Source organism: Citrobacter freundii complex sp. CFNIH9 (genome assembly GCF_002903305.1).
Classification (GTDB): Bacteria; Pseudomonadota; Gammaproteobacteria; order Enterobacterales; family Enterobacteriaceae; genus Citrobacter; species Citrobacter portucalensis.
Map to the genome: position 1 here is coordinate 2508447 of NZ_CP026238.1, position 13014 is coordinate 2521460.

Genomic DNA, 13014 nt, shown 5'->3' on the forward strand with positions numbered 1-13014 from the left:
ATTTGGCGGGTAAGCAATACCCGCCCTCCTCCCCTACAAAAACGCTCTCAAGCTTATGAAAGGAGTGGGTGATGAACACAATAATAAAGCGTACAAAAGTGCGTTACGGCATTCTGATATTTCTGTTTCTTGCGACCGTATTTAATTACGCCGATCGCGCGACGTTATCCGTCGTGGCGCCGATTATGAGCAAAGAATTAGGTTTTGATCCTGAAGCAATGGGGCTGGCCTTTTCTGCCTTCGGTATTTCTTATGTCATTATGCAACTCCCCGGCGGCTGGCTGCTGGATCGCTATGGCTCGCGTCTGGTATACGGCTGCGCACTGATTGGCTGGTCGCTGGTCACTATGTTTCAGGGCACCATTTATCTGTACGCCAGCCCGCTTGTCGTATTGATTATCTTACGATTACTGATGGGTGCGATTGAAGCTCCGGCCTTTCCGGCCAATAGCCGATTAAGCGTGCAGTGGTTTCCTAATAACGAACGGGGCTTTGTTACCTCTGTCTATCAGGCCGCGCAATATATCTCGTTAGGGATTATTACGCCGCTAATGACGATTATTTTGCATAATCTCAGTTGGCACTTTGTGTTTTATTACATTGGGGCAATAGGCGTTATTCTTGGCATCTTCTGGTTGGTCAAAGTCAGAGACCCTATGCATCATCCAAAGGTGAACCAGCAGGAAATTGACTATATTCGGGAAGGCGGTGGTGAACCGTCGCTGGGTAATAAAAAAGAACCACAGAAGATTACCTTTGCGCAAATTAAAAGCGTCTGCGTCAACCGCATGATGATTGGCGTATATATCGGACAGTTCTGCGTGACATCCATTACCTGGTTCTTCCTGACCTGGTTCCCTACTTATCTGTATCAGGCGAAAGGCATGTCGATCCTCAAAGTGGGGTTTGTCGCCAGTATCCCTGCCATTGCCGGTTTTATCGGTGGATTATTAGGCGGTGTTTTCTCCGACTGGCTTTTAAAGCGCGGCTACAGCCTGACGATTGCCCGTAAGCTGCCGGTTATCTGCGGAATGCTGCTTTCCTGCGTCATCGTTATCGCCAACTACACCTCGTCAGAATTTGTGGTGATCGCGGCGATGAGTCTGGCGTTTTTCGCCAAAGGTTTTGGCAATCTGGGATGGTGCGTACTTAGCGATACCTCGCCAAAAGAAGTGCTCGGTATTGCAGGTGGCGTTTTCAATATGTGCGGCAATATGGCCAGTATCATCACGCCACTGGTGATCGGCATCATTCTGGCGAATACCCAGTCTTTTGATTACGCCATTCTGTACGTCGGTTCGATGGGGCTGATTGGTCTGATTTCTTATCTGTTTATCGTGGGTCCATTGGATCGTATTACGCTGACCCCTTCTGTCGCGTAATTTAAAACTTATGGCGATAGTTCGCCCGCTGTTCCGGGATTTGCACTCCTGCGGAACAGCGTTTTTTACTCAAATAATCTTATTGCTTTTCAGTACGGTACGCAGCCTCGGATGCTGACAAACCGCATCGGCGATGGCGCTAATATTCGGCGTGTTGTCCTGAAACCAGTCATGCCCTGGTCCCCAGGAGCGCATAACGGCAATGTAAATGTCCAGCAGTGTTAGCTGATCCCCAAATGCGTACGGCTCGGCGCTTAGCTGGTTGTTCAGCCACATATAGAGGGATTTACGGTACTCAATGCAGTTCTTTTTCAACTGCGCCGGGGCGTCCGGTACCCATCGGTCAGGATAATCGGCATAGGTAAACGTGGGATAGACATTTGCCACCAACCATATCAGCAGACGCTGAAACTGCTGGCGTTCGGCGTGTCCAACGGGTGGTGAAAGTTCGGGGCGACGATCGAGGATCATCAGCGCGATCGCCGCCGTTTCCGTCAACACGCTGCCATTTTCCAGTACCAGCGTGGGCACCTGGCATAGCGGATTCATTGTTTTAAGCAACTCCCGCGAAGGACCATCGCTGTCAAAACCGTCCACATCAATAAAGCTGTAAGGGATCTCCGCCAGTGTGAGCATCACTTCACTGATGGCCGATCCCCAGCCCGGTACCCCATAGACCTTAATCATGCTGCAACCCCCAACGTTAAAACCCTAAGTGTAGAGCAGCATTCGGCAACCTATGCAGACATGATTATTACTTTCATAATAACAATGGTCGAATACCGGGAGAGAATAAGCAATGCGTTCCAGTATGTTTGAATACATGAACATTTTTGTACAGGTTGTTGAGCAAGGTGGATTTGCCAGAGCCGCAGATGTGTTACACCTGCACCGCCCTGCGGTCACCAAAGCTATCCAACATCTTGAAGACGACCTGGGGGCAAAGTTGCTTAACCGCACGACTCGTAAAGTGAGTCTGACAGAAGAAGGTGATGCTTTTTACCAACGCACAAAAATACTGCTCAGTGACGTTGATGACATCATGGCTTCTTTCTCGCCAACTCGCCCGCCACGCGGAAAACTCAGGGTTAATGCACCTCTGTCGCTGGCGCACTCCGTGTTAGTTCCTGCGCTGAAAGATTTCCAGTCGCGGTATCCTGACATCGAGATGGTGCTCACCTCCACCGACCGTAGAATCGATATGCTTGCCGAAGGCATCGACTGCATGATCCGTATTGGCGAGCTACAAGATTCGACCTTGATCTCCAGGCGGCTTGGTGAGGTCAAAATGGTGACCTGTGCTTCACCGGATTATCTGCAAAAACAGGGGGTGCCGCAGGTACCAGAGGATTTATCCCGACACCAGGCGCTTAACTTTTTTAGCGAGCGTCATCGCGAAGCGCTGGAATGGACCTTCGTCAACAGAGGTAAAACCGAATCGTTCACCCCCGCAGGGCGGATAAGCGTTGATAACTCCGATATTCTGTTGACCGGCTGCTTATCTGGACTCGGCATTATACGTGGCGTTCATGCTGTCCTTGCGCCCTATCTTCAGTCAGGCCAGCTTGTTGAGGTGCTGGCCGATTATACCGGAGAATCAAAACCAGTTTCGGTGCTTTACCCGGACAGACGTCATCTCGCCCCTCGGGTTCGGGTATTCATTGACTGGTTATGCGAACTTTTTAGCCAACAAAAACCGCGACTTCAGGGATTATTACAAAATAAGTAATAGTGAAGTTCCGCAACAACGGTTTTTCACTCTCATCTGAGTCGTTAAATTGTGCAGACCCAATACAGAACAATTTACTGAGGTCTGCTATGTCTAAGGTCGTAGTTTTTAATCAAATTGGTGGCGCTGAAGTCCTGAAGATTCAGGAGATGCAGGTTCCCGCGCCTGATGCAAATGAGGTTCAGATCCGCGTGCGGGCTATTGGTATCAACCGTGCGGAAGTTATGTACCGCACCGGACAGTATATTTACCAACCTAATTTCCCAGCGCGACTGGGTTATGAAGCTGCCGGAGTCATTGAATCAGTGGGAGACAACGTACGTGAGTTTGCACCTGGCGATTACGTTAGCGTCATCCCGGCATTCAGCTTTCATCAATATGGAATGTATGGTGAAGTCGTTAATGCGCCCGCTCACGCGGTCGTAAAGCATCCACAAAACCTGAGCTTTACCGAGGCTGCTGCCAGCTGGATGATGTATGTGACCGCTTTCGGTGCGCTGGTTGAATATGCGGATATTAAGCCCGGTGATAACGTGCTGATCAATGCTGCTTCCAGCAGCGTCGGACTGGCGGCAATTCAAATTGTTAACATGCGGGGAGCAAAACCGATTGCGATGACACGGACCAGTGAGAAACGTGATCAGCTGCTGCAACTGGGCGCGGCAGAGGTTATTGCAAGCCAGGAGCAGGATCTGGTGGCCGAGATTCAGCGGATTACTGAGGGTAAAGGAACCCGCGTGGTGTTCGATCCGGTCGGTGGCCCAGCGGTGGCAAAAATTGCCCAAGTGATGCCAGCCGGTGGGCTCTTTTACCAGTATGGTTCGCTTGATTCACGTGACCTTTCTATCCCGGTCATTGAGATACTCGGTCGTCATCTGACCTTCCGCGGCTATGAGATTTTCGAAATCACCACGGACGCAGAAAAACTTGCGCGGGCGAAACGGTTTATCTTTGAAGGATTGCAGTCTGGCCAGCTCAAACCGCTGATTGATAAAACCTTTGCCTTTGATGATATCGTCGAGGCGCATCAATACATGGAAGCCAACGGCCAGGTAGGCAAAATCGTCGTCGCTCTGTAACCTCTGTGCGGCACAGCCTTGTGCCGCAATGTGTCTCAAAGCACTTTCGACAAAAACTGCTGAGTGCGCGTGTGGCGTGGATGATTCAGCACTTGCTCGCTGCTGCCCTGCTCGATGATTTTGCCATCGACCATAAACACCACCTGATCCGCCACTTCCCGGGCGAAGCCAATCTCATGCGTTACCACAACCAGCGTGGTTCCCGACTTCGCCAGCGCTTTAATGACATCCAGTACTTCACCGACCAGTTCAGGATCCAGTGCAGATGTAGGCTCATCAAACAGCATGACGCGCGGATTTAACGCCAGCGCACGGGCAATAGCGATACGCTGCTGCTGACCTCCGGATAAGTGACGCGACCAGGCATCGGCTTTATTCCGTAACCCTACCGCATCAAGCAGAGTTAATGCCCGCTCGGTGGCGGTTTTACGCGTTGCCAGTCCGTGCGCAATGGGCGCTTCAATCAGATTCTCCAGAACCGTTAAGTGCGGGAACAGATTAAAGTTCTGGAACACATAGCCGACGTTAACACGCTGGCGCAAAATTTCCGCCTCTTTCAGCTCATATAGCTTGTCTCCCTGCCGACGATAGCCAATGTAATCGCCATCGATTTGAATAAACCCCTCATCGACGCGTTCCAGATGGTTGATGGTCCGCAAGAGTGTGGATTTCCCTGAACCGGACGGGCCAAGAATAACCGTTACCGTACCGGGAGGGATCTCCAGCGACACATTATCCAGCGCTTTGTGGCGACCAAAGTATTTGCTAACGCCGGTAATAGAAATATGGCCTTCAGGCGAGTGGGACATGGACGGCCTCCTGCTGTGGACGTTGACGACTGCGTTTTTCTGCACGACTCACCCGGGCTGTGTTGATCGCTGAACGTCGTTCGCTGCGTGCCAACGCACGTTCAACCAGGTGCTGAATTAACGACAGGACGCTGGTGATCACCAGATACCACACCGCACCCACCATCAGCAGCGGGATCACTTCCTGCGTGCGGTTATATATCATCTGAATGGTGTAGAACAGCTCCGGCATTGCCAGCACATATACCATCGCCGTCCCTTTCGCCAGGCTGATGATTTCATTGAATCCAGCAGGCAAAATGGTGCGCAGCGCCTGCGGCAGAATAATCCGCAGCGTACGTCGCCCTGCTGGTAAGCCCAGTGCTGCCGCTGCCTCGTACTGACCGTGATCGACCCCTAAAAATCCACCCCGAATAATTTCAGCGGTATAGGCGCTTTGCACCAGCGTCAGGCCAACCACCGCAGTGGAAAACTGACCGAGTACATTGATGGTCTCAAAACTTCCCCACTGAATGGGAGTGAACGGAATACCAATCGTCAACGTGTCGTACAGATAGGAGAAGTTGTACAAAACGATCAGCACCACAATCAGCGGTAACGAACGAAACAGCCAGATGTACCCCCATGCCAGACCGTTCAACAGCCAGGAAGATGAAAGCCGTGCCAACGCCAGCAGACCGCCGATGACAATACTCAACAGCGTCCCGATCAGCGTCAGTAACAGCGTTTGCCCTAGGCCGGACAAGATAACCGGATCAAAGAACCAGCGGGCAAACACGCTCCATTCCCAGCGCGGATTAAACGCCACGGACTGGAGAATTACCGCAAGGGCAAATAAGGCAATGACCGCGCCTACGGTACGCATGGGATAACGTGCCGGTACGACTCTAATGCTATCTGTCGTTTTCATTTTCTCTCCTCAGGCGATTCTGGCCTGACCGGCAATAGTCAGCAGTTTGGTAAAGCGCAGTCGTCCATCAAACGGCGGCAGGCTGTACTCTTCGGGATCGCGCGTCGTATCAAATTGCGGATCGTAGCCCTGGCTTAAATAAAGTCTGACGGCCTCCGGCTGGCGAAATCCCGTGGTCAGATAAATCCGACTGTAGCCTGCGAGCAGCGCTCTACGTTCCAGTTCCTGCACCACCCGCGCCGCCAGCCCCTGCTGACGCAGGCTGCTTTTTGTCCAGATACGCTTAATCTCGGCGGTGTCCTTGTCGTAAGGTTTGTAAGCCCCGGTGGCGATAATTTCGCCGCGGCGCTCCAGTACCACAAAAAGTCCCTGCGGCGCCAGATACCATTCGGTCAGTTCCACTTCAGCGTCGCGAGAAAAGTAATCGCCATAGCGGGCGGCATATTCACCGAACAGACCGTTCAAAATGGGCTGCAGCTCGCTGGCTTCCGGTGAGAGCACGCGAAATTGATCGCTCACGATGACCTCCTTAGTCGCCTAAACCGGCCGGGTTGATTTCAGATTGTGGAATGCGTTCCACCCCTTCTCCCCAGCGATTCAGCACCTTGTCATAGTCGCCGTTGCCAATTACGCCGTTGAGGGCGGTTTGTACCGGCAGAACCAGACCGCTGTCTTTTTTCAGCGTCACAGCGATATGTGCCGCTTTTGGCCAACCGCCATCAACGCTACCCACTAATTGCGTTTTACCGTTGAGTGCAGCTTTCCACGCGCCGATTACATTAGGACCGAAGTAGGCATCGGCGCGGCCTGACTGTAGGGCCAGGGTTTGCGCGGCATCATCTTTGGTATATACCGGCGTAAACGGCTGTAACCCTTTCTTCACGTTCTCATCGTTCCAGGCCAACAGAATGGCTTCCTGGTTAGTCCCCGAACCGACGATAATGCGTAGTCCTGCGATATCTTCCGCCTGCTCGATTTTCTTCAGCTTGCTACCGGTTTTGACATAAAAGCCAAGAGAGTCCTTCCGATACGTCGCGAAATCGAATTTTTCTTTGCGTGCTTTGGTGACGGTAATATTGCTGATCGCGGCATCGTATTTGCCGGAAGTGACGCCCAGCGGCCAGTCTTCCCATGACGTAGGTACAACGTTGAGTTCCAGCCCCAAACTGTCAGCCACCAGACGCGCGATGTCCGCCTCGCTGCCGATCAACGTCTTATTGTCATCGGCAAAAACGGTCAGCGGTGGCTGGCTGAGCCCGGCAATCGCCACGGTGAATTTGCCCGGTACGGCCAGGTGCAGGTTTGCGGGCAACTGCGCGATCGCCTGCGGGTTTTTTGCTGTATTGATTGGCGCTTTATTGGCTTCCAGGCTTACGCCGGTGCCGTTAATCGTCACCTCATTTGCCCAAACGGTCGCGCTGAAAGCCAGTGACAGCGCGAGAAATACTGATTTTTTCTGCATAGCGTTTTTCTCTTATTGTGTGAATTGATTTGCAGGTGTCGCTAATCCCAGGCTTGCGCGCAGGGTCGTACCGGGATATTCATGGCGGAACAGGCCGCGCGCCTGAAGCACAGGGACAACCTGTTCGACAAAACGCGGGAAGGTATCCGGCGTGCCACCCTGGATGATAAAACCGTCTGCGGCTTTTTCGTCGAACCACTGCTGCAGGCCGTCGGCAACCTGTTGTGGCGTGCCGCTGAAACGCGGACGTGGGCTGGCCGCTTCCTGAGCAACCTGACGAAGTGTTAAACCACGCTCGCGTGCGTTGCGTTTGATCTCATCAGTCGTACTGCGAAAGCTGTTTTGTCCGAGAGTGCCCAGATCCGGGAACGGTGCGTCCAGCGGATATTGGGCAAAATCATGATGTTCAAAGTAGCGGCCAAGATAGTTCAGCGCGTCAGTAACGGAGACCAGCGCAGCGGTAGTCTGATACTGCTGCTCAACGTCTTCTGCGCTGTCGCCAACAATAACGCTGACGCCCTGGAATATATGCAGTTGATCGGGATGTCGTCCGGCGACTTCCAGCTGGCTTTTTACATCCTGATAGAACGCTTTAGCCTCTGCCAGCGACTCCTGATGGGTAAAAATGGCATCAGCATGCTGCGCCGCTAATTTCTTGCCATCTGCTGAAGCGCCCGCCTGAAATATAATCGGACGGCCTTGTGGTGTACGCCCAATATTTAATGGCCCGGCGACCTGGAAATAATCTCCATGATGGTTAAGCGTGTGCATTTTTTGCGGATTAAAAAATTCCCCGCTTGTTTTATTACGGGTAAAAGCATCATCTTCCCAGGAATCCCACAGCCCTTTCACTACCTGTAAATATTCATCGGCAATACGATAACGCTGGGCATGCTCTGGATGCTGAGCGCGAGAATAGTTTTTTGCCGATCCTTCCAGAGGCGACGTCACCACGTTCCAACCCGCGCGCCCCTTGCTGAGATGGTCCAGGCTAGCGAACTGCCGTGCGGTCGTAAACGGCTCGCTGTATGATGTGGACACCGTGCCAACCAGCCCCAGATTCTTGGTGATACTGGCCAAAGCGGATAATACTGTCAGCGGCTCAAAACGATTTAAAAAGTGTGGGATTGATTTTTCATTAATATACAGACCATCGGCGACAAAAATAAAATCCAGCTTCCCTTTTTCCGCAATAAGCGCTGTCTCTTTGACAAAATCAAAATTAATACTGGCATCAGCCTGAGCCGCCGGATGGCGCCACGCGGACATATTTCCCGATGCGCCATGTAGAATAGTGCCGAGCCGTAGTTGCCGATTTTCAGCCATAATAACCCCTACCCAACAGGTAAACTTAAAGGTGTGCGAATGCCGTTTTTGCTAACTGCGCAAAGTAGTGCGCGGCAGGTTCAATTAAACGCTCGTCCGGATTAAATCCCGGGTGATGTAATCCGTATTCACTGGCGCTGCCAATACTGACAAATGCGCCAGGTGTATTTTGCAGGTAGACGGCAAAATCCTCCCCGCCCATATGCAGGTCGGCATGGTGGGTGGTATAGCCTGACTGTTTCGCCACCGCGGTGGCAATATCGGCCCAACGATCATCATTTACCAATGCGGTTGGTCCCGCATGCCAGATTACGTCGATTTGTGCGCCAAAGGCGTGGGCAAATCCGGCGGCGATGTCATTAACGCGGGCCTTAACCTGCTGCTGCACCTGGGTTCGGTGCGTTCTGAGTGTCCCTTCCAGCTCAACGGACTCCGGCAGTACGTTCCAGGTGTTTCCCCCCTGAATACGGGTCACGCTGAGCACCACCGAATCCAGCGTGTTTATGTCGCGGCTGGCAACGCTTTGCAGCACCGTTACCAACTGGCTGGCGAGCAGGATGGCATCTTTACCTTCATGCGGACGCGCCGCATGTGCACCCTTGCCATTAATGCGCAGTACGAAGCGATCGACATTGGCATAAAATGCGCCACCGCGTGTGGCAAATTCGCCCACTGGCAAACCGGGCTCATTGTGCATACCGAAAATAGCCGCTACGTTTTGCAGCGCACCGGCGCGGATCAACGTTTTTGCGCCGCCGAAACTCTCTTCAGCTGGCTGAAACAAAATACGTACTCGCCCCGGTAAGGTTATTTCCTGCTGTTTTAGCAGCAGTGCTGCACCAAGCATGACGCTGGTATGGACGTCATGCCCGCAGGCATGCATCACGCCCGGCGTGAGTGAACGAAACGGAACATCGGCGCTTTCTTCTATCGGTAGCGCGTCGATATCCGCCCGCAGCGCGATGACATCTTCTCCCTGACCAATTTCCACGACCAGACCGGTTTTCAGCTCGAACGGCAGAATGTCGACGTCCGCAGCGTGCAACCAGGCGTGAATGCGCGCCGTGGTTGCTTCCTCCTGCAGGGAAAGCTCCGGATGCTGATGTAGTTCACGACGCCAGTCGATAAGCGTTGAGCCGAGAGTCATCAGAGCACCTCCACGGCGTTATGGGCTTGCGCCAACAAACGCAGCGATGTCAGACGCGCATGCCCTTGCGCCACTGGCGTGTCGATAATGAACTCGTCAATGCCAAATTGCGTATGCAGAGCATTCAGCTTTGCCATCACCTCCTGAGCGGTGCCATGTAGCAACGCCTGCTCACGACGCGCGATTTTGCGTGGTGGGCTGCCAGACTGAGCGGCAAACGCCAGCGCCTGTTCTTCGCTGGCTACCGTGACACGTTGACCATCTTCCAGCTCCACGCCCCAGATTTGTACGTTTTCCGCCAGTTGCGCAGCGGTGTCGTAACTGTCAGCCACAATCACCTGGACGGCGACTATCGTCGGGCGTGCACTGTGGGTCTGCCAGAAGGACAAAACGTCATGCAATAACGCTTTGTCACCATTGAGGTGCGCTGCGAAGATGAAATTCCAGTCGGATTGTGCTGCTAACTGCGCGCTTTGCACACTGGCTCCCAGTACAAACTTTTCCGGTGGTATCGGTGGAATTGGCGTCGGGAATACCGTTTCCCCGCTTTCCGTTCCGCTCAGCGCCAGCCAATCGTTAAGCAAAGAAAGCTGGTCGGCAAAACTGCCTTTTTCTTCCTGATGCAGCCCATGCTGTAACGCCTGGGTCGACAGCGGTAAGCCGCCAGGGGCTTTCCCTACGCCGAGATCAACACGTCCAGGAGCCAGCGATGCCAGAAGATTGAAGTTTTCCGCCACTTTGTACGGGCTGTAATGTTGCAGCATTACGCCGCCGGAACCTACGCGGATATGCTGGGTTTGCCCGAGGATCCAGGCGATCACCAGCTCCGGCGATGGGCTGGCCAGCTGTGCCGTATTATGGTGTTCCGCGATCCAGAAACGATGGTACCCCCACTCTTCTGCCAGTTGCGCCAGGCGCAACGTACGGGAAAGCGCGGTTGCGGCAGTTTCACCTTCACCGATGGGGCTTTTATCCAGAATACTCAGGCGATATGACATGTTACGAGCCTATGTTTGTTAACATGTCTTTATTATTAATTTATCAAATAGCCATACTGAAACATTTAATTCACATTTGCTCAGCTAAAAAGTAGATAACAGCCCCTGTCGCTGCCAGGGTTAAAATTTGGATCGCCCAGTACTGGTTGTAACGCTAAACAGAAAAACACCCGCAATTAATAGCCTACAAAATATAATAGGGTCGTTGGCATCACGGTAATAGCATCAAAATCATTTCATGCCAGTTTTCTTTTTACGAAAAGGTTTTTTAACGCGATTTACGTTAAGTCAGTTTAAACGACTTGTCACGTTATGCGCTTGTATTAATTGTTTCACTTTTATGACACAGGATGAATGATTTACATAGGAATTTTTATTTTAACTACTTCCACAGAATTGATGATTAGTAGAGAATGCAACGTTCTTATTAAAACGGTTTAAAACAGATTTTAATATCCCCCGATTTTATTGCGGGGATTTTTGTATGGATTATACATAGCACCATGGGACCTCTATGAAAAGTAACATGCCCGTTACACAAATTGAGCACGCACTTAACGATAAAGCGACGCTGCTTTCTACGACGGATAAACAAAGTCATATTACCTACGCCAACTCCGCGTTTATTGATGCCAGCGGATTTAACGAACACCAGTTAATGGGCGAACCACATAATATTATTCGCCATCCCGATATGCCTCCCGCGGCGTTCGCCGATATGTGGTACACGCTACAGCAGGGAGACAGCTGGACGGGGATGGTGAAAAACCGTCGACAGAATGGCGACCATTACTGGGTTCGCGCCAACGTTACGCCAGTCTGGCACAATGAAAAACTCACCGGCTACATCTCGGTGCGTACCGTTCCTTCGCGCGATGAAATAACTCAAAGCGAAAGCTTATATCAAAAAATTAATAATCAGCAGCTTAAAGGGTTTCGTCTTTTTAAAGGCATTATCATTCGTCGCGGAATATTGTCATGGGCATCAATGTTTAAATGGCTGAGTATTAGCCAGCGCGTCAATTATTCTTTAGGGGTAATCGCCCTGCTCGCTGTGCTATTTCTCTTCGCTCCTGTTAATCCATTTATTCAGGCGGGAGGGTTATTGTTCTTATTTCTGATGCTTGCTATTTACCTTAAGTATCAAATTTGTCAGCCAGTTAATACGCTACTGACGCAAATGAAGAAAGTGGTATCCGGGAGAAAACCTGATAACTGTCATTTAAATCGGGTGGATGAGATCGGAATGCTGATGCGTCTGGTTAATCAGTCCGGGCTTAATCTGAATTCCCTGGTCGATGATGTCAGTACGCAAATATCCGGTATTCGCGCCATCAGTCAGCGGGTATCAAAAGAAGGTACGGCGCTGCACAAGCGTTCAGAAGAAACCTCCGCCGACCTGCAACAAACCGCTGCCGCCATTGAAGAAATTGGTAGCGCGGTACAGCAAACTGCTGAGACTGCGGCTCATACTATGACCATGGCCGATAAAACCAGCGCCAATGCGACAGAAGGCGGCGATATTATGAAACAAACTATCGCCATGATGCAGGCGATATCGCGTGACAACGGGCAGATAGTCGACATCATCGGCGTTATCGACAGTATTGCTTTCCAGACTAATATTCTGGCGCTCAATGCCGCGGTTGAAGCCGCGCGGGCCGGGGAGTCCGGGCGTGGTTTTGCCGTTGTGGCGGCAGAGGTCCGTAATCTGGCGCAGCATTCAGCGTCTGCAGCAAAAGAGATCAAACAGCTGATTGAGAAGAATGTCGCTAACGTTAACAGCGGTGTCAAAATGGTGGAGCAAACGGAAACGCATCTCACTGGGATGATTGGCGATGTCCTGCAGATGTCGATGATGATCAAAGATATTAGTCTGGCGACGCGTGAGCAAACCCAGGCGCTGGATCTGATTAACGATTCGATTTCACGCGTTGGCACCATGACACACAATAACGCCGAGATGGTGGAGCGTGTCACCGATGCTACCGCCGATCTGACTCAACGTTCATCGCGCTTACAGCAGGCCGTTCAGGTCTTTGGCGTATCAGCATAACCTTACGGCGCTTATCGGGTGAATGTCTCGATAAGCGCACACCTCTCCACGTATTTACGCCCTTCTCTTTTATTGGCTGAATCGAGGCCACACTGCGCCAGTGCTGGCTGTACAAA

The 13014-nt window shown here is 51.8% G+C and carries 10 protein-coding genes and 1 pseudogene; 4 read left to right on the plus strand and 7 right to left on the minus strand.

All coding sequences use genetic code 11. From position 1 onward, the window contains the following. Positions 1–71 precede the first annotated feature (71 nt). On the plus strand, positions 72–1382 hold the full coding sequence (locus C2U43_RS12715) for an MFS transporter (RefSeq protein WP_008784815.1): 1311 nt from the start codon (positions 72–74) through the stop codon (positions 1380–1382). 69 nt (positions 1383–1451) lie between these two features. Here C2U43_RS12715 and C2U43_RS12720 read toward each other — a convergent pair whose 3' ends face one another. Next, positions 1452–2069 (minus strand): glutathione S-transferase family protein, encoded by a 618-nt coding sequence (locus C2U43_RS12720; RefSeq protein ID WP_071445649.1) that lies wholly within the window; start codon positions 2067–2069, stop codon positions 1452–1454. Positions 2070–2181: 112 nt separating this feature from the next. Between C2U43_RS12720 and C2U43_RS12725 the strand changes: the two genes are divergently transcribed. Together C2U43_RS12725 and C2U43_RS12730 are read left to right on the plus strand one after the other, a co-directional pair. Beyond that, the gene (locus C2U43_RS12725; protein WP_071445647.1) at positions 2182–3111 is read left to right on the plus strand and encodes a LysR family transcriptional regulator; all 930 of its coding nucleotides are present in this window, start codon (positions 2182–2184) and stop codon (positions 3109–3111) included. 89 nt (positions 3112–3200) lie between these two features. Next, on the plus strand, positions 3201–4190 hold the full coding sequence (locus tag C2U43_RS12730; protein ID WP_103285238.1) for a zinc-dependent alcohol dehydrogenase family protein: 990 nt from the start codon (positions 3201–3203) through the stop codon (positions 4188–4190). A 35-nt stretch (positions 4191–4225) separates the two neighbouring features. On the opposite strand, the gene C2U43_RS12735 is transcribed toward C2U43_RS12730, so the two are convergent. From C2U43_RS12735 to C2U43_RS12765, 6 genes and pseudogenes are all read right to left on the minus strand, one after another. Further along, on the minus strand, positions 4226–4999 hold the full coding sequence (locus C2U43_RS12735; RefSeq protein ID WP_048235343.1) for an amino acid ABC transporter ATP-binding protein: 774 nt from the start codon (positions 4997–4999) through the stop codon (positions 4226–4228). Then, entirely contained in the window at positions 4983–5909 is a 927-nt protein-coding gene (locus C2U43_RS12740; RefSeq protein ID WP_008784820.1) for an amino acid ABC transporter permease, read from the minus strand. The genes C2U43_RS12735 and C2U43_RS12740 overlap by 17 nt, the downstream gene beginning before the upstream one ends. Positions 5910–5918: 9 nt before the next feature. Next, entirely contained in the window at positions 5919–6428 is a 510-nt protein-coding gene (locus C2U43_RS12745; protein ID WP_003833076.1) for a GNAT family N-acetyltransferase, read from the minus strand. A gap of 10 nt (positions 6429–6438) precedes the next feature. Continuing rightward, positions 6439–8697 (minus strand): annotated as a pseudogene (locus C2U43_RS29585) (NtaA/DmoA family FMN-dependent monooxygenase). Between the two features lie 25 nt (positions 8698–8722). After that, entirely contained in the window at positions 8723–9844 is a 1122-nt protein-coding gene (locus tag C2U43_RS12760; RefSeq protein ID WP_032943504.1) for an amidohydrolase, read from the minus strand. Further along, on the minus strand, positions 9844–10842 hold the full coding sequence (locus C2U43_RS12765) for an MsnO8 family LLM class oxidoreductase (protein WP_032943505.1): 999 nt from the start codon (positions 10840–10842) through the stop codon (positions 9844–9846). The genes C2U43_RS12760 and C2U43_RS12765 overlap by 1 nt, the downstream gene beginning before the upstream one ends. Before the next feature lie 514 nt (positions 10843–11356). Here C2U43_RS12765 and C2U43_RS12770 point away from each other — a divergent pair. Beyond that, on the plus strand, positions 11357–12898 hold the full coding sequence (locus tag C2U43_RS12770; protein WP_103285240.1) for a methyl-accepting chemotaxis protein: 1542 nt from the start codon (positions 11357–11359) through the stop codon (positions 12896–12898). The last annotated feature ends 116 nt before the right edge of the window (positions 12899–13014 follow it).

What these genes read in the sequence shown, in the direction of transcription:
- C2U43_RS12730 (WP_103285238.1), top strand. Translation starts at nt 3,201, where the DNA reads ATGTCTAAGGTCGTAGTTTTTAATCAAATTGGTGGCGCTGAAGTCCTG.
- C2U43_RS12725 (WP_071445647.1), top strand. Translation starts at nt 2,182, where the DNA reads ATGCGTTCCAGTATGTTTGAATACATGAACATTTTTGTACAGGTTGTT.
- C2U43_RS12765 (WP_032943505.1), bottom strand. Translation starts at nt 10,842, where the DNA reads ATGTCATATCGCCTGAGTATTCTGGATAAAAGCCCCATCGGTGAAGGT.
- C2U43_RS12740 (WP_008784820.1), bottom strand. Translation starts at nt 5,909, where the DNA reads ATGAAAACGACAGATAGCATTAGAGTCGTACCGGCACGTTATCCCATG.
- C2U43_RS12735 (WP_048235343.1), bottom strand. Translation starts at nt 4,999, where the DNA reads ATGTCCCACTCGCCTGAAGGCCATATTTCTATTACCGGCGTTAGCAAA.
- C2U43_RS12770 (WP_103285240.1), top strand. Translation starts at nt 11,357, where the DNA reads ATGAAAAGTAACATGCCCGTTACACAAATTGAGCACGCACTTAACGAT.
- C2U43_RS12715 (WP_008784815.1), top strand. Translation starts at nt 72, where the DNA reads ATGAACACAATAATAAAGCGTACAAAAGTGCGTTACGGCATTCTGATA.
- C2U43_RS12720 (WP_071445649.1), bottom strand. Translation starts at nt 2,069, where the DNA reads ATGATTAAGGTCTATGGGGTACCGGGCTGGGGATCGGCCATCAGTGAA.
- C2U43_RS12760 (WP_032943504.1), bottom strand. Translation starts at nt 9,844, where the DNA reads ATGACTCTCGGCTCAACGCTTATCGACTGGCGTCGTGAACTACATCAG.